Source organism: Faecousia sp. (assembly GCF_048519415.1).
Lineage (GTDB): Bacteria > Bacillota > Clostridia > Oscillospirales > Oscillospiraceae > JAZOXB01.
Genome location: NZ_DBFZUT010000023.1, coordinates 1 through 16,905 on the forward strand (window position 1 = coordinate 1; position 16,905 = coordinate 16,905).

At 60.3% G+C, this 16,905-nt stretch carries 17 protein-coding genes; 10 read left to right on the top strand and 7 right to left on the bottom strand.

The annotated features are described in order from the left end of the window. Positions 1-173: 173 nt before the first annotated feature. Positions 174-644 carry an LURP-one-related/scramblase family protein gene (locus ACMKFF_RS02805; RefSeq protein ID WP_419495954.1) on the bottom strand — a complete coding sequence of 157 codons (471 nt, stop codon included), beginning with the start codon at positions 642-644 and terminating at the stop codon, positions 174-176. Positions 645-648: 4 nt separating this feature from the next. After that, positions 649-1,893, bottom strand: a complete 1,245-nt coding sequence (locus tag ACMKFF_RS02810) for an adenosylhomocysteinase (protein ID WP_419495955.1) — start codon at positions 1,891-1,893, stop codon at positions 649-651. 167 nt (positions 1,894-2,060) lie between these two features. On the opposite strand from ACMKFF_RS02810, the gene ACMKFF_RS02815 reads away from it, so the two are divergent. Beyond that, on the top strand, positions 2,061-3,029 hold the full coding sequence (locus tag ACMKFF_RS02815) for a rhomboid family intramembrane serine protease (protein WP_367926838.1): 969 nt from the start codon (positions 2,061-2,063) through the stop codon (positions 3,027-3,029). Between the two features lie 329 nt (positions 3,030-3,358). Here ACMKFF_RS02815 and ACMKFF_RS02820 read toward each other — a convergent pair whose 3' ends face one another. The 4 genes from ACMKFF_RS02820 to ACMKFF_RS02835 all read right to left on the bottom strand — a co-directional run bounded on the left by ACMKFF_RS02820 (position 3,359) and on the right by ACMKFF_RS02835 (position 6,898). Continuing rightward, a complete protein-coding gene (locus ACMKFF_RS02820) occupies positions 3,359-4,456 on the bottom strand; it encodes a DUF362 domain-containing protein (RefSeq protein ID WP_419495956.1) in 1,098 nt (365 codons plus the stop codon). A 170-nt stretch (positions 4,457-4,626) separates the two neighbouring features. After that, positions 4,627-5,640, bottom strand: a complete 1,014-nt coding sequence (gap, locus tag ACMKFF_RS02825; RefSeq protein ID WP_419495957.1) for a type I glyceraldehyde-3-phosphate dehydrogenase — start codon at positions 5,638-5,640, stop codon at positions 4,627-4,629. Between the two features lie 206 nt (positions 5,641-5,846). Then, positions 5,847-6,113, bottom strand: a complete 267-nt coding sequence (locus tag ACMKFF_RS02830; RefSeq protein ID WP_349134622.1) for a PqqD family protein — start codon at positions 6,111-6,113, stop codon at positions 5,847-5,849. Between the two features lie 203 nt (positions 6,114-6,316). Continuing rightward, positions 6,317-6,898 carry a biotin transporter BioY gene (locus ACMKFF_RS02835; RefSeq protein ID WP_349134621.1) on the bottom strand — a complete coding sequence of 194 codons (582 nt, stop codon included), beginning with the start codon at positions 6,896-6,898 and terminating at the stop codon, positions 6,317-6,319. A 251-nt stretch (positions 6,899-7,149) separates the two neighbouring features. Between ACMKFF_RS02835 and ACMKFF_RS02840 the strand changes: the two genes are divergently transcribed. From ACMKFF_RS02840 to ACMKFF_RS02850, 3 genes are all read left to right on the top strand, one after another. Next, entirely contained in the window at positions 7,150-8,127 is a 978-nt protein-coding gene (locus ACMKFF_RS02840; protein ID WP_419495958.1) for a biotin--[acetyl-CoA-carboxylase] ligase, read from the top strand. Between the two features lie 292 nt (positions 8,128-8,419). Next, a complete protein-coding gene (locus tag ACMKFF_RS02845; protein ID WP_349134619.1) occupies positions 8,420-8,941 on the top strand; it encodes a nitroreductase in 522 nt (173 codons plus the stop codon). A gap of 84 nt (positions 8,942-9,025) precedes the next feature. Continuing rightward, entirely contained in the window at positions 9,026-9,190 is a 165-nt protein-coding gene (locus ACMKFF_RS02850) for a hypothetical protein (protein WP_349134618.1), read from the top strand. A 501-nt stretch (positions 9,191-9,691) separates the two neighbouring features. Here the strand turns inward: ACMKFF_RS02850 and ACMKFF_RS02855 are convergent. Then, positions 9,692-10,516, bottom strand: coding sequence for a hypothetical protein (locus ACMKFF_RS02855; protein WP_418487125.1), 825 nt, complete (start codon positions 10,514-10,516; stop codon positions 9,692-9,694). Between the two features lie 189 nt (positions 10,517-10,705). Between ACMKFF_RS02855 and ACMKFF_RS02860 the strand changes: the two genes are divergently transcribed. The 6 genes from ACMKFF_RS02860 to ACMKFF_RS02885 all read left to right on the top strand — a co-directional run bounded on the left by ACMKFF_RS02860 (position 10,706) and on the right by ACMKFF_RS02885 (position 16,863). Next, a complete protein-coding gene (locus ACMKFF_RS02860; protein ID WP_367926844.1) occupies positions 10,706-11,605 on the top strand; it encodes a DnaD domain protein in 900 nt (299 codons plus the stop codon). Position 11,606: 1 nt separating this feature from the next. After that, entirely contained in the window at positions 11,607-12,584 is a 978-nt protein-coding gene (locus ACMKFF_RS02865; protein WP_419495959.1) for an ATP-binding protein, read from the top strand. Between the two features lie 82 nt (positions 12,585-12,666). After that, entirely contained in the window at positions 12,667-13,677 is a 1,011-nt protein-coding gene (locus ACMKFF_RS02870) for an Abi family protein (RefSeq protein WP_419495960.1), read from the top strand. A gap of 297 nt (positions 13,678-13,974) precedes the next feature. Beyond that, on the top strand, positions 13,975-14,943 hold the full coding sequence (locus tag ACMKFF_RS02875; protein ID WP_419495961.1) for a SpoIVB peptidase S55 domain-containing protein: 969 nt from the start codon (positions 13,975-13,977) through the stop codon (positions 14,941-14,943). A 352-nt stretch (positions 14,944-15,295) separates the two neighbouring features. Next, positions 15,296-15,856, top strand: a complete 561-nt coding sequence (locus tag ACMKFF_RS02880) for a sigma-70 family RNA polymerase sigma factor (protein ID WP_419495962.1) — start codon at positions 15,296-15,298, stop codon at positions 15,854-15,856. Further along, positions 15,853-16,863: a hypothetical protein gene (locus tag ACMKFF_RS02885; RefSeq protein ID WP_419495963.1), complete on the top strand. Its 1,011-nt coding sequence runs from the start codon at positions 15,853-15,855 to the stop codon at positions 16,861-16,863. Before ACMKFF_RS02880 ends, ACMKFF_RS02885 begins: the two co-directional genes overlap by 4 nt. The last annotated feature ends 42 nt before the right edge of the window (positions 16,864-16,905 follow it).

Here is a 16,905-nt window from a genome sequence, read left to right on the forward strand (position 1 = left end):
GTATTATTTTGCAATTCTGCCGCTGCGGCGGGTTATTGAACGCGAAAGGAAACCCTGACGGTTTCCTTTCACACTTTTCTTCCCTCCGAAACCTCCGGCTGGCCAGGTTTTTCGACAGCCTGAGCCCGGCTCATCCCGAGCCGGGCTTTGCCAATTCTAATTGCAGGAAAAATTCACCCGCCGCGGCGGCAGCGCGCCGCATCGATGGCCAGCACGATCAGCAGGGCCGGAAGGACATCCTCCTCACGCGGGACGGAGAGATGGTAGGTATCCGTCCAGTGGAACAGCTCCTTGGAAAATGCCGCCACGCTCCGGCCGTCCGATGCCGTGATGCTGTAGTCCAGGCCGAACACGTCGCCCTCGATGTCCCAGTCATAGCAGTCCAGCGTAAACGACGAGCGCAGCAGAGAGAAGTTCTGCTCCACGCAGCCGATGCTCTCCTCGCCCACCAGGAGCTCGAAGCTCGCCAGCAGCGACAGCTCCTGCCGCACCGTGGCAATATGTTCGCCCGCGGCGTTCAGAACGTGCAGCTTGTGGAGCCACGCGGGCTGACCCTCGACGGTGTAGACGACGTTGTCGTCCTCATCGTAGATATCGAAGCTGTCAAAAAAAAACAGCAGACGCTGCTTGAAATACAGCTCCATCGGCTCAGACCTGCCAGCCGCTGAGATAGGCCTCCTGCTCCGGCGTCAGTGCGTCGATGTGCAGGCCCGCGCCATGCAGCTTCAGCCGCGAGACCTCGCGGTCGATCTCCTCCGGGATGTCATAGACCTGCTTACCCAGCTCGGAGGCGTGGTGCAGCAGATACTCCAGCGCCAGCGCCTGCACGGAGAAGCTCGTGTCCATGATCTCGGCCGGATGTCCGTTGCCGGAGGCCAGATTCACCAGGCGGCCCTCGGCCAGCAGGTTCAGCGTGCGGCCGTCCGCCAGCTCATAGCCCGTAATATCCTGCCGGCGCGGATAGACGCGCACCGCCATATCCGCCAGCGCCTCGCAGTCGACCTCGACGTTGAAATGGCCTGCGTTCGAGAGGAAGGCGTTATTCTTCATGACCTCGAAATGCCTGCGCGTCAGCACGTCGCGGCAGCCGGTCGTCGTGACGAACAGGTCGCCCTGCGGGGCAGCCTCGTCCATGGGCATGACGCGGCAGCCGTCCATGGAGGCCTCGAGCGCCTTGATCGGGTCGATCTCCGTGACGATAACGTTCGCGCCCATGCCCTTTGCGCGCATGGCCACGCCGCGTCCACAGTAGCCGTAGCCCGCGACAACGACGGTCTTGCCCGCGACGAGCAGGTTCGTCGTGTGCATGATGGCGTCCCACACGGACTGGCCCGTGCCGTACTTGTTGTCATAATAATGCTTGCACTTCGCATCGTTGACGTTCATCATCGGGAAGGGCAGCACCCCGGCGCGGGCGCGGGCGTGCAGGCGGTGGATGCCGGTCGTCGTCTCCTCCGCGCCGCCGAGCAGGTTTTTGCCCAGATGCGCATAGTCCCCGCTCAGCAGGTCCAGCAGGTCGCCGCCGTCGTCGATGATGAGATCCGGGCAGCACGAGAGCGCCTCGACGAGCAGGCCGCGGTATTCCGCTGCGTTCACGCCGTGCATGGCATAGGTCTCCACGCCCATGGACGCAAGGCCCGCCGCCACGTCGTCCTGCGTGGACAGGGGATTGCAGCCCGTGGCATGCACCTCCGCGCCGCCTGCCGCAAGGCAGAGCGCGAGGAAGGCCGTTTTGGCCTCCATGTGGATGGAAATGGTGATCTTCTTCCCGGCGAAGGGCTTTTCGCGCTCAAAGCGCGCGCGGATCGCCACAAGGGCGGGCATAAAATCCTGCACCCAGCGGATCTTCATCCGGCCGGACTCGGCAAGGGACATATCGCGGACATGGCTCATGGTGATTTCCTCCGTTTCTGGCCTGCGGCCAGTCGAATTTTCTGTTTTTTCTGCCGTTATCATACCACAGCGCCGGTTTTTTTGCAACGTCTTCTAAAATTCACACTTTGTTGCTGGACAAGCCCATGGTTTTACGCTACAATAGCGGTAATAAAGGAGGGATCCGATTGAGCAAACTCAACTATTCCTACCACCGGTTTCTGAACAACAACCGGAACAAGGGAATCCCGAATCTCATGCTGTGGATCTGCATCGGCAACGCGCTGGTCTATTTTCTTTCCCAGTTCGGGACACCGCTGAGCCTGTACAGCGCGCTGTCCTTCGACCCTCAGGCCATTGCTCACGGGCAGGTCTGGCGGCTCTTCAGCTATATTTTCACGTTCGCCGGGATCGGCGATATGAGCATCTACTCCATTTTCAGCGTTGCTCTCGCGCTCTACTGCTCCTATTGGCCCGCCCGCTATCTGGAGCAGCTCTGGGGCTCACTGCGCGTAAACCTGTATTATCTGATCGGCATCCTGGCCATGGATGTCTATGCGATGCTGGTGTATTTCCTGTTCCACGTTTCCTACGGTGTCTCGGCGCTCTATCTGAACCTGTCGATGTTCCTCTCTGTCGCGGCGCTGATGCCGGAAGCGCGCGGCCTGCTGTTTTTCTTCATCCCGGTCAAAATGCGCTGGCTCGCCCTCGTGGACATCGGCGGCATTCTTTATTATCTTGTAAAGGACATCCTCGAAGCCGTCCGGTTCTGGACGCTGTATGGCAGTGCCCTCCTCGGCATCGGTCTCATCCTTGTCGCCTTCCTGCCGATCGTGGCGCAGCTGCCCTGCCTGCTCTTCTGCTGGCATGAGCTGCCGCAGCTCCTGCCGCTGTCGCTGCGCAGGCATGCCTCCCGTGCCGAGCGCAAGCGCCGCGCCGAATTCCGCCGTGCCTCCGCGCCGAAGCAGCAGCCGAACCCCAACTGGGCGCAGAATTATCAGAACCGCGCCGGGGAGCGCCCCTACCGCCACAAGTGCCTTGTGTGCGGCAGAACGGATACGGAATACCCGGACCTTGAGTTCCGCTACTGCTCAAAGTGCAAGGGCTATTGCTGCTATTGCATCGATCATATCAATAACCACGTTCATATTCAGTGAGACAGCATATCGCGCTGTAGGGGAGCGGCATGCCGCTCCCGTCCGCGAAGCGGCAAAAGCAGCGCCAATTCGGAGGAACGCACCGCCCCCAGTGCCGCACTCCCCTGACGTGTCATTGCGAGGCCCCGAAGGGGCCGTGGCAATCTCGGGCAGGCACTGCCGTCCCGCGCAGGCTATCGGCAAAAGCGCAATTGGCTTTTCCCGTTTTAACGCTGCCCTGTACGGCTCGCAGGTGCACAGCCGGGAGAGGCATGCCTCTCCCCTACATAGGAAACTATAAAAACCGCCTCCGTCGGAGTCCTTCCGGCGGAGGCGATTTCCGTATTTTCTTAAATCTCGATCAGCTCATACTCGCGCGAGCCGAGGCCGATCTTCTCGCCGTGCTCCGTCTGGTCCTGCCAGTGCGTCACGGTATGGACGGCATGGAACAGGTCGTCGGAGGAGGCATCCTCGAAGGCGGCGTTCGGGTTGCGCGGCATGCGGCTGCACATTTCGGCGCAGGCCTCGTCCAGCGCGACGGGGTCGAACGAGGCAAACATGCCGACATTCGGGATGACAGGCACGTCGTTCTCTGGGTGGCAGTCGCAGTTCGGCGAAATATCCATGGCAAGGCTGATGTGGAAGCTCGGGCGCCCCTGCACGACGGCCTTGGCATACTCCGCCATCTTGCAGTTGAGCAGGTGGCCGTCCGGGTCGCACACGCCCTCAATGGCATCCATCGGGCACACGGCGATGCAGCGGCCGCAGCCGACACACTTGTTCGTGTCGATGTGCATCTTGCGGTTCTCGATCGTCGGGGCGTCGTGGGCGCAGATCTTGCGGCACGCGCCGCAGCCGATGCACTTGGACTCGTTCACGGCGGGCTTGCCGTCGGCGTGCATTTCCTTCTTGCCCGCGCGGGAGCCGCCGCCCATGCCGAGATTTTTGATCGTGCCGCCGATGCCCGTGGCCTCGTGGCCCTTGAAGTGGGTCAGGGAGATGACGATATCGGCATCCATCAGCGCGCGGCCGATGCGGGCGTTCTTCACATACTCGCCGTCCACCGGAACGGCAACATCGTCCGAGCCCTTCAGGCCGTCGGCAATGATGATATGGCAGCCCGTCGTATAAGGCGTGAAGCCGTTGACATAGGCGGACTCGATGTGGTCGAGGGCATTCTTGCGGCCGCCGACATAGAGCGTGTTGCAGTCCGTCAGGAACGGCTTGCCGCCGAGCTGGCGCACAAGATCCGCGACGGTCTTTGCATAGTTCGGGCGCAGGTAGGCCAAATTGCCCGGCTCGCCGAAGTGCATTTTAATGGCGACGTAGCGGTTCCTGAAATCGATCTGGTCCATCCCCGCCGTCAGCAGCAGACGGGAGAGCTTCTGCTGGATGTTTTCCTCCAGCGTGGTATGGAAGGTGGTAAAGTAGACTTTCGATGCGGCCATGTTGCATACCTCCTGATCGTGGATCGCCTCCCCCGGGTAAGGCAGGCGGTTATCGGGGACATTCCTCTATGGAAAATTATAACGCATCTGCGCAAAAGTTGCAAGCGGACGGAAAAAGGAACGCGTCCTAAAAGTTTAGGACGCGCTCCCGTTATGCAATTGGATGAGAATTACTCGGCGTGATCAACGCTGTACATGTGCTTGATGAGCTCAAGAACCTTGTTGGAGTAGCCGATCTCGTTGTCGTACCAGGAAACGACCTTCACGAAGGTGTCGGTCAGAGCGATGCCGGCCTTGGCGTCGAAGATGGAGGTGCGGGTGTCGCCGAGGAAGTCGGAAGAAACGACGGCCTCGTCGGTGTAACCCAGAACGCCCTTCAGCTCGCCCTCGGAGGCTTCCTTCATGGCGTTGCAGATCTCTTCGTAGGTAGCGGGCTTCGCGAGGTTGACAGTCAGGTCAACGACGGAGACATCCAGCGTCGGAACACGCATGGACATACCGGTCAGCTTGCCGTTCAGCTCGGGGATGACCTTGCCGACAGCCTTGGCAGCGCCGGTGGAAGACGGGATGATGTTGCCGGAAGCAGCGCGGCCGCCTCTCCAGTCCTTCAGGGACGGGCCGTCAACGGTCTTCTGGGTAGCGGTGGTGGAGTGAACGGTGGTCATGAGGCCGTCGGTGATGCCGAACTTGTCGTTCAGGACCTTGGCGATCGGGGCCAGGCAGTTCGTGGTGCAGGAAGCGTTGGAGACGAAGTTCATGTCCTTCGTGTACTTGTCGAAGTTGACGCCGCAGACGAACATCGGGGTAGCGTCCTTGGACGGAGCAGACATGACGACCTTCTTGGCACCGGCAGCCAGATGGCCGGCAGCCTTCTCCTGAGTCAGGAACAGGCCGGTGGACTCGACAACATACTCAGCGCCGAGCTTGCCCCAGGGCAGATCAGCGGGGTTGCGCTCTGCAGAGATGGGGATCTCCTTGCCGTTGACAATGATGGAGTTCTCGGTAGCCTCGACGGTGCCGTTGAACTGGCCATGCATGGTATCGTACTTCAGCATGTAAGCGAGGTAGTCAGCCGGGCACAGATCGTTGATGCCGACAACTTCGATTTCCGGGAAGTTCAGGCTTGCACGGAAGACCATACGGCCGATACGGCCAAAACCATTGATACCAACTTTGATAGACATAATGCGTATCCTCCATTTACGTTTGTTCCGCCGGTGCTTTGTCCGACGGTGCGATAATAATAGGATCTTGCGGTTTTTCAGCCTTTTTATTATAGCGAAATTCGCAAAAATCCGCAATCGTCAAATTTCATCAATTTCTACGGGTTTTACAGGGAAAATTGAGAAAATTGTAGAGAATCGGGATATTCCCTGACAATTTTGCGCACTTACTCCACAATGCCGAGCTCACGCAGCCGGGCAAGAAATTCCTCGACATCCGCGCGGACCTGCTCTGCGGGCGCGCCCTCGAATTCCTGCAGCAGGCCCTGCGTCAGCGCCTCGGCATCCGCCGCCTCCGGCAGCATGCGCCACAGGGCCGCGCCGGTCTCGTTAAGCGTCAGCATGCCGTTGAGGTCCAGCGCCGTTTTCCCGGCTGGGACCAGCAGCGTCTCTCCCGCGATCTCCCGCAGGACAAAATCAAGTTTTACGTTCATGGGGCCGTCCTTTCCGCGGATCGCTCCGCCGGTTTCCTGCCTTATATTTTCGGCTTGTCAAAAAGGCCCTTTCGGATTTTTCCGCCAGACTGCTTTCCAAATTGCAAAGCAAAAATTCGGCCGGGCAGGTCTTTTGACAGTCTGATTTTATCACAAGACAGGTCTTCCTGCAAGCATTCGCGCGCAAAAAAGGACTTTTTCGCTCAATCCCTGCGCAGGACCGGCAGCAGCCGCACGCACAGGAGCGTCGTCACAACGATCTTCAGCGCGTCAAATGGCAGGAAGATCAGGCAGCCGGACACGATAGTCTTCTGAATGCTCCACTTGCCTGCCAGCACGAAGTACATATAGGGAAGGCCGATCAGGTACAGCACGGCGAGGCCCGCCACACAGGCCAGCGCGATGCGGAGCATACCGCGAACAGCGTGGCCGCGGAGTGTCGAGGCCTTCAGGTCGCGGGTCAGCAGACCGATGACCATGGCCATGAGCGGCAGACCGAGCAGGAAGCCGCACGAGGGCTTTGCCAGATACATCAGGCCGCCGCCCTCCGTGAAGATGGGCAGGCCGATGAGGCCGAGCAGAACATAGACCACCTGCGAGGCCGCTCCCCACCACGGACCGAGCAGGATGCCGGCCATGGAGGTGAAGAACACCTGCAGCGTAAAGGAAATTTCCCCGGCAGGAATGCGGAGGAAGGCGCCGATGGCAGTGAGCGCGGCAAACAGGGCCGTAAGCACGAGCGGCAGGACCGTGCTGCGTGCGCGGGAGGAATGGGTGTTGTTCATGAAATTTTCTCCGTTCTCTTTTCTCTTTTTGATTTCCGTCTGCACCGGTGGGCGCGGTACAGACGGTTTACATTTTGCCTGCGTCAGGTTTACGATAGGCGCAAGCAGTTCGCCGCCTCGCAGCGGCGATCGCGCGGTCCCACCCGAAAAAAGGCATTTACAGCCCGGAAAAAATCGGGTATACTGGAACCGGCAAACGTATTATACCGGACGGGGTCCGGAATTGCAACCATTATTTTGGAGGGAATGCCATGGGAAAGGCAGAGGTGCTGTCCCTGCTGCGGGACGGCGAATATGTCTCCGGAGAGGAGATCAGCCGCACGCTCGGCGTCACGCGTGCCGCCGTCTGGAAGGCCGTGCAGGCGCTACGGGCCGACGGCTGCAGCATTGACTCCGTGCCGAATCGGGGCTACTGCCTGCACCGGCCGGAATCGGCCCTGAGCGATGCCGCCGTGCACGCGCTGCTGGAAGGCTGCCCCTGGCCCGTCAGTGTCCTGCCCACGGTGGACTCGACGAACACCTATGCCAAGGCGCAGGCCGCACTCGGCGCGCCGCACGGGAGCGTCTATATCACCGGCCGCCAGACCGGCGGGCGCGGCAGGCGCGGCCGGACGTTCGTCTCGCCGCCGGGCGGTGTGTACCTTTCCGTCCTGCTGCGGCCGCAGCGCGAGGCCGCGGAGCTGCTGTGGCTGACGGCTGCCGTCGCCGTGGCCATCCGCCGCGCCATCCGGGACTGCTGCCCGGCCGATGTCGGCATCAAGTGGACGAACGATCTGGTCATCGGCAAGCGGAAGGTCTGCGGCATCCTGACGGAGCTGGCGGCAGAGGCCGACAGCGGCATGCTGGAATATGCCGTGGTCGGCATCGGCGTAAACTGCAACACGGACACGCCCGCCCTGCCGGAGCCGGCGCGTGATGTGGCCGTCTCACTGCGGGAGGCCGTCGGCACGGCCGTCGACCCCAATGCCCTCGCCGCGGCCATGGTGCGCCGTCTGCAGGAGCTGGACGCACAGCTGCCCGGGGCGCTGCCGCAGTGGCTGGCGGAATATGCCGGAGTCTGCGTGACGCTGGGGCAGGACGTGCAGATCCTGCGCGCCGGAGAGACGCGCCTTGCCCACGCCATCGGCATCGACGAGGCCGGCGGCCTGATCGTCCGCTACCCGGACGGCACGGAGGGCGTCGTCAGCTCCGGCGAGGTCTCCGTCCGCGGGATGTATGGATATGTCTGATATTTTATAGGCGCAATTGACAGGGGAAGAGCACGCCCCGCCCGGCGCTGCACCGGCAGCCGGTACAGACTGCCGTTAAAATGGTAAAATCCAGTTGCGTCTGTAGCGGCGCTTAGTAAGCGCCATGCGCACCCGCAAATCCTGCGGTACAAATTCAGTGGCAATGGCCACCAGATTTGTCATTCCGAGGGCCTCACGCCATAGAATTCATGCCGCAATCATTGCCAGCCTCCATGGCGCTCACTGAGCGCCGCTACAATATGGTATATATGATCTGAAAGGAGTTTTTCTTATGAACGAAGTTCTGAACTGTCTCGAGACCCGCCGGAGCTGCCGGGCCTATCGCCCGGAGCAGGTGCCGGAGGAGGCGCTGCAGGAGATCCTGCGCGCCGGGCTTTACGCGCCGAGCGGCATGGGCCGCCAGTCCGTAAAGCTCCTTGTCGTGCAGGACCCCGCCGCGATCGCCGCACTGGAGCGGCTGAACGGCGGTGTGCTCGGCAGCCCGGACGCTCACCCGTTCTACGGCGCGCCGACCGTCTGCGTCGTGCTGGCAGATGCCGCCGCGTTCACAGCCGTGGAGGACGGCTCGCTCGCGCTCGGTAACCTGATGAACGCCGCGCACAGCCTCGGCATCGCCAGCTGCTGGATCCACCGCGCCCGTGAGGTCTTCGCCTCGGCCGAGGGAAAGGCCCTGCTGCAGCAGTGGGGCGTCGAGGGCGAGTGGATCGGCATCGGCCACTGCATCCTTGGCTATGCCGCGGAGCCGGAGAAGCCTGCCGCCCCGCGTCTGGAGGGCCGCATCGTCCGCATCTGAGCTGAAAATTCACAATTATCCCCTTGCGAAATTCTTATTTTGCGGTATACTATAACTACCATTTCAATACGGGAGGTCAATTTCATGAAGAATAATCTGAAGCTCATTCTGGGCATCATCGGCGGTGTCGTCGTTGTCGGCAGCATTGCAGTCGCCATGATCCACTTCTGGGACGATCTGAAGAAGCTCCTTCCCTGCTTCGGCAAGTGCGACGAGGGCCTTGACGATTTCGACGAGATCGAGGCGTAAAATCTCATAAAAAAGCGCTGCGGCCGTGAGGCGCACTCCGTAAGGAAGTGCGCCTCAATTATATTCGCCTGACGGCGAGTGATATTGTCCTTTGGACAGTGATATTATGCTTCGCATCGTGATATTGCCTGCGGCAGTTTAACAGGCGAATATATATCACAAAAGCCGAGCAGCTTTTATATCACGTTCCGAAAAGGAAAATATCACTCCGGGCAAAGCCCGGAATATCATTTTCGTCCATAGGTACAGCGAGCATCGGATCTTGTCACCAAAATCCAGTATCGATCCGTTTTCGGATCGCGCCAAAAGAAGTGGCTGTCTCAAAATGCGAATTGTAAGAGAATAGTTCCCTTCAAAAGTTAGATAAATGCCGTGGAAATCCAGTTTTAATTGGATTTCCACGGCATTTATTGTTGGGCTAATTTTCAGAAAATTCTATTTTGAGATAGCCCATTCTTCCTTATGAAGCCTCTTCTGATCCGCAGCGCTTTTCATTTGCTCTTAAAATACACCGGTAATACAGTAGCGATCCGTATCGGGGTCGAGCTCGGCGGCATAGACGCACGAGCCGTCCGGCGGGACCAGCGCATACCGCTCCGTCTCGCCCTCCAGCCGGAAGCAGACATAGGGGATGCCGTCGTCCTGAATGAGACGGCTGTCATAGAGCTCCCAGTCCTCGTCCGCACCGGCAGCCTCGCGCAGGACCGCCTCCGCATTCCAGCAGGTATCCATGAGATATTCCTTCTGCGGCGAGCCCCAGCGGCCGTTGTAGGTCAGGTATTCTCCAAAATCGCTGCCGTCCGGCGCCGTCACGGTCAGATAATACATCGCGCCGCCGTCCGGGCGGTCGAACGAGCCGCCGATGACATCGCCCTGCCCGGTGCGGAACGAATAGAGGGCCTTGTCGCCGACATTCAGCCGCCCGCTCTCCCACGTCACGCCGAACACATTGACCCACGAGCCAACATATTTTGCCACGATATAGGCACGGTCATATTCGCCCGCGGGGCCAGGCTGTGTTGCCGTCAGATCCAGGCCGTCGAACGGCTCGTTGAACATCACGCCGAGTGCGCCGTCCGGCGCATCGGGGGCGGCTGCGGTGAATGCCTCGTTGATCTCCGGCTCCTCCGGCGTTTCTGCCGTCGGATCGGTCTCCTGCGCGGAAGGCTGCGTCTGCTGCGTGCCCGCTGTCGTTTCCGTTCCGCGGGTCGCGGGCTGGGTGCCAGGCTGCGTCCCGCCCGGCTCCGATGCATCCGCCCCCGTCGGGCTGCAGGCGCACAGGCCCAGCAGCAGGGCCGCAAGAAGAATGGCGATCCCTCGTTTCATACGATGTCCCTCCCGATCTGTCTTCCCGGACTGTTTCTTTTATTAGACGCACCTGCCGGGGAAATGTTCCGCCCGTTCCAAAATTTTTCGCTGCGCGGATCCGCCGATTTCCGCGCGCGGTGCTTGCCGCTTTCCCGGAACTGTGGTATAATCATCTCGAAATTTTTGTTGTACGGAGTATGAAGCACCATGCCGGGAATCACCCTAACCGAAGAAGAGGTCCGCAAGCTCACCTCCTGCGGCAATCCGGATGCCGCAGTTTTATTTTTATACCGCAAGGCGGAACTGCCGCGCGAAACAGCGCTGGCTGCCCTGCACTTCACCGTCCCGCGCATGGTCGGCGCGACGGACACGCTGCGCCAGCTTGGCCTGTGGCAGGAGGAGCGCCCGGTGCATCCCACGCCGGAGCGCCCACAGTACACCGAAGAGGACCTGAAGCGCGAGCAGCAGGCGGGCGACGGCCGCTTCCGCAATCTCGTCGGCGAGGCGCAGCGCCGTCTCGGCCGCACGCTCTCCACAGAGGAGCTGAAGATCCTGCTCTCGCTCATCGATTATCTCCGCCTGCCGACGGAGGTCGTGGGTGTGCTGCTCTATTACTGTCTGGAGCGCAGCCGCCGCCGCGATTCGCGCGCGCCGTCCATGCGCGCCATTGAAAAAGAGGCCTATCGCTGGGCGGATGAGGGCATCGACACGCTGGAGACCGCCTCGTTCTATGTGCAGCAGCAGCTGCAGCTCCACACCCGTGTGCAGCAGCTGCGCCAGCTGCTGCAGATCGACCAGCGCCGCCTGACTCCCGCGGAGGAGAAATATCTGGTCTCGTGGATCCGGATGGGCTTCCGCGACGACACGATCCGCATGGCCTATGAGCGCACCTGTCTGAACACCGGGGCACTCAAATGGGCGTACATGAATTCCATTCTGACAAGCTGGCACGAGCAGAACCTGCACACGCCGGAGGAAATTCTCGCCGGGGATGCCCCGCGCAAGCCGGAGCAGCGCCGCACCAGCGCCTATCAGCAGCATGACGCCGCGCTGAGCCCGCTGGCGCAGGAGGCCGTGGCCCGCATGCTGGCAGAGGAGGACGATTGAGATGGCATACAGCGAACAGGTGCTCCATCGCGCCCGCGCGCGGCTGGAGCAGGCCAAGGCGGAGCGTGAGCAGGAGAACGCCGCCCACAGAGCGGACGCCTATGCCCGCTATCCCCGTCTGGCCGAGATCGATAACGAGCTGCGCCGCACCATGGCCGAGCTGATGGCCGCGGCCCTGCAGCGCGGCGAGGACCCGTCGCAGGCCGTCGCCGCCGTCCGGGAAAAGAATCTCGCGCTCCAGCGGGAGCGCAGCTGGATCCTTGAGGCCGGAGACTTTGAGGACGGCTATCTGGACGACACGCCCGTGTGCGCCAAGTGCGGCGGGCGCGGCTATGTCGGCGCGCAGATGTGCTCGTGCCTGCGCGAGCTGTGCCGGCAGGAGCAGAAAAAGGAGCTGACGAGCCTGCTCGGCAGCGGCCGGGAAACGTTTGAAAATTTCCGTCTCGACCTTTATCCCGCCGAGTATTCCGAGAGCGTACGCACCAGTCCCCGCGCCCTCATGCAGCGGAATTTCAACCACTGCCGGAAGTATGCGCAGAATTTCACGATGCAGTCCGGGAACATGCTGTTCTCCGGCGCAACGGGCCTCGGCAAGACGTTCCTGTCCGCCTGCATCGCGCGCACGGTGGCCGACCGCGGCTACAGCGTTGTATACGATACGGCCATTCACCTGTTTTCCGATTTTGAAGCGGAAAAATTTGACATGTCGCAGGAGGAAAACCGCGGGCTTTCCCAGCGCTACCTGCAGTGCGACCTGCTCATCATCGACGACCTCGGCACGGAAATGACGACGCAGTTCGTCTGCTCCGCCCTGTACCATGTGGTAAACACCCGCCTGATGGAATCGCGCCCGACGATCATCTCCACGAATCTGACGCCGGAGCAGCTGTCCGTGCGCTATTCCCCGCAGATCGCCTCGCGCCTGCTCGGCACCTATCGCCTGATCCAGTTCGTCGGGCAGGATATCCGGCGGATGTGAAGATCAAAGCATCATCGCTCATCATTTCGATTCTATAGGAAGCCGGGCAGATGCGTGAAAAAATTTGAGAGGAGGTTATGCTATGTCTTTGCCGCCCAAAACAACGGATGAGCTCATGGATTATCTGAACACGAGCAAAAACATTGCGATTTCCGGCAGTGAACAAAAGCGGCATCTTCGGAACATGGGATACTACCATGGCTATAAAGGTTATCGCTATATTCGAAATTCTGCAAATCGGATTCCATATACTAAGTTCGACGAATTGACAGCAATTTATGAATTTGATTCGCACCTGAAGGCACTTTTCTATCCGCCGGCAATGCGAATTGAAACCGCTTTGAAAAATTATGTTCTGGAGAGCATCATTGCCATCGGAAAATCCGATAATTTTATTGATATATACGCAGATCTGCTTGACAACTATAAGCAGTATCAGTTTAGTCCCTCAGGATCGCACAATGCAAAAGCCGATCAATACAAAGCAGAATTAAAGCGTCGGCTTGACTTACGTAACCGAATATACCGTGTTCAGACAGATTCCTTCTGCAGCGGGAATCCAATTGCAGAACACTATCTGAACAAGGACATCAATCTCCCGATCTGGGCAATCTTTGAATTGCTGAGTCTTGGTGAATTTGGCCGATTTGTTTCCTGCCTGAATCTACATTGCAGGCAAGATATTTCCAGGCGTCTTGGCATACGACAGTCAGATGATACCGGCGCTACTCTGCCGCAACGTTTGATCTATACGTTGAAAGATCTTCGTAATGCCATTGCGCATGATGACGTTATTTTCGATGTACGTTTTCGGACAGGGAAGATCGACCAGCAGGTAGGCAACGCAGTGTCAAATCACTTTTCTATCCCTCCGCTCCGTTTTGATACGATCACGGACTACTTAGTTCTTCTTGTCTATCTGCTTTCCTTGCTGCACTTTCCTGTTGCAACCGGTACCCACTTGATCTCCAGCTTTTCCGACGAGGCAGAACAACTTCATAGCGCTGTTCCGACTTCGGTGTATCACCAGATTCTTTATACAGATCAGGCCGCAAAACTGCATGCGCTGAAGCAGTATTTAGAGCAATCGTAAAAATAATGACCAAAATTACAGAAAATTCTTGCTTTTTTGCGTCTCATATCGTATACTATAGAAGCGAATTGCGGTATGTCTCTGCGGAGCATACTCGGGGGGATCGGATGCGTCTGGTCCCTCTTTTTATTTGAAATTTCTATCCGCACAGGATAAAAACGGTCCGGCCGTGTCTGCAGAGTCCTGCAGCGCGGCCGGTCGCATTTTTTAACAAGGGAATTCCGCCGGGATTTTCTAAGCCGTTTCTTCGATTTCCGCGCCATATTAACAGCGAGAAAAACGCGGGAGGACGAAAAAATGAATCGAATTTTCAAGCAATTGGCAGCCGTCCTGCTGGCGCTCGTGCTTCTGGCGGGCACGGCGCTGGCTGCGCTGCCGGATAGGCTCATCCCCGGCGGGCAGGCCATCGGCCTGCAGCTGCAGACGGACGGCGTTTCCATCGTGGAGCTGGCGCAGGACAACCCCTGCGCGCGGGAGGCAGGGCTGCGGCGCGGCGACGTCATCCGCGCCATTGACGGCGAGCGGGTCAGCACGGTCCGGCAGGTCACGGCAGCCGTCTCCGCCTCGGACGGGCAGGCGCTGACCATCCGCTATGAGCGCGGCGGCAAGGCAGCCGAAACGGCCGTGCAGCCCCAGAGAACCGCGGACGGCTGGCGGCTCGGCGTGTTTGTCCGTGACAGCATCACCGGCATCGGCACCGTCACCTATTATGACCCGGAGAACGGCACGTTCGGCGCGCTCGGCCACGGTGTCTGCGACAGCAGCGCCCTGCTCCCGCTGCGCAGCGGCCTTGCCCTGCCCGCCGCCGTCACATCGGTCACGCGCGGCGAGGTCGGAACGCCCGGCGCGCTGCACGGGGCTGTGACGGGGCGCAGCCCATGCGGAACGATCCGCAGCAACACGGAGCGCGGCATTTTCGGCACCATGACACCGCCGCAGGACGCTTCCCCGCTGCCCACGGCCGCCGCCGCGCAGGTCCACACCGGCAGCGCGACGATCCTCTCCAACGTTTCCGGCACGGAGACGCGCGAATATGCCGTGCAGATCGTCTCCGTCGAGCCGGATGAGCCGCAGGGGCGCAATCTCCGGCTGGCCGTCACGGACAGCACCCTGCTGGCACAGACCGGCGGCATCGTGCAGGGCATGAGCGGCAGCCCCATCCTGCAGGACGGGCGGCTCGTCGGCGCGGTCACGCATGTTCTGGTCAATGAGCCGGCGGCGGGCTACGGCATCCTGATCGAAAATATGCTGGCCGCGGCAGGGTAGCATAAAAAGAACGTAAAACAGATGGCTGCCGGACTGCAAAGGATTCTTGCAGCCTGTTGCAGGAATCCTTTTCAAAGGCCTTTCCGCTGCGGGCAAGCTGCAGGTATGAACGGGGATTCTGGCGTTTTTCCTGCATGATACGTGTTACAGCCTGAACCGTCTGCCAGCGGCAGACGGTTCCTTTTTCTTTTTCTGCAGAAAACAGCATGGACGCAGCTGTCGGATTTCGATACAATGTGTGAAAAAAATTGGGTTAACTCCCTATTCCCAACGAAACCATCCCGCAGATTTTCCGTCTGCATAAACAGAATGCTTCTGCAGCCGCAGAGGCGCGGCAGGAGGCACGAGACCTATGGGCGACGACGAGATTTTGCAGCTGTTCTACCACCGGGTAGAATACGCCATCAGCGCGGTGGAGGAAAAATACGGCAGGCTCTGCCGCTCCGTTGCGCGCGGCATCCTGAAGGATGAGCGCGACGTGGAGGAGTGCGTAAACGACACCTGCATGCGCGCATGGAACGCCATCCCGCCGGAAAAGCCGCGCTCGCTCGAGGCCTATCTTGTGCGCATCACGCGCAACCTGGCGCTCGACCGCTATGCCTATCATCACTCGCAGAAGCGCGAGACCGCGCTGACGGAGGCCTATGAGGAGCTGGAGGCCTGCCTGCCGCTGGCAAAGGACGGCCCGGAGGAGGCCGCCATGGTGCAGGAGCTGCAGCGCACACTCAATGATTTTCTGCGCGCACAGCCCGAGGATGCCCGGCGGTTTTTCCTGCGGCGCTACTGGTACGGCGAGAGCATCGCCGAGATCGCCGAGGCCTGCGGCGCAGGCTCCGGCCGCATCCGCAGCTCGCTGTTCCGCACCCGCGCGCGGCTCCGCAGGAGGCTGGAAGAGGAAGGAGTATTTCTATGAAGCAGGATGACCGGTTTTTCCGCCTGATGCACGCCGTGGACGACGATCTGCTCGAGGAGGCCATGCAGCCGGTGCGCCGCCGCAGGCACGTCTGGATTCCGCTTGCAGCCGCGGCCTGCCTGTGCATCGCCGCCGCGCTGGCTGCCGTGCCGCTGCTGCGCGCTCCGGCCCGGCAGGATGTGCAGCCGGACGGCACGCAGAAGCAGTCCGGCACGAGCGCAACGGAGGCAGCTGTCCCCTCCTCCATCACAACCGATGCAAAGGCGATCATGGACCTCGGCTATACGCTGGCCGTCCCGGCGGATTCGCAGGACGTGGTCTATTCTCTGGTCCCGACGGATTCCGACATTCCCATGGCGCAGGTATGCTATGTGAGCAACGGGATCAGATATACGGCGCGCTCCCTGAAGACGGACTCCGCCGCCGATCTGACCGGTTCATCGGCAAACTGGACGCAGGAGCTGTCCTGGAGCGACGCCGGTCTTGCCATGGACCTGCGCACGGACGGTGAGGAGAGCTGGGTTGGCTGGTATGCCGGAAGCACGGGAACACAGTGGGCGCTCGGTGCCGAGGATTCGGCGCAGAGCGTGCTGCATAGCGCCTGCGGCATTCTGAAAACACTGGGCTACGATGTCGCGGTAGCACCGGATGATGCGGAAGATGTGACCTATGGCGTGCTGGAGATCGACGGGCAGACCGTGGCGGAGACAACGTTCACGCTGGACGGCATCTCCTACCGCTGGCATATGGGCATGAGCGACAGCGCAGACCCGGAGCGCCTTGTGGACCTCTCCGGCTCAGAGCGCGTCTATCCGCACACGGAGGAGACGACCATCCGCTGGTGCCGGGCAGAGCTTTCGGACGATCCCGGCAATGCGGGCTGCAAACTCATCTGGATCGATATCGCGCCGGGACTTGCCTACAGCCTTGAGACGGACGGCACGGTACCGCCCGAAGCGCTGCAGGAGCTGGCAGAGTCGCTGTTTGTCCCCGCGCAGGGAGAATAAATAACGGGTTATTAACGAACCATTTGGGGCTTGCTGCGGTGT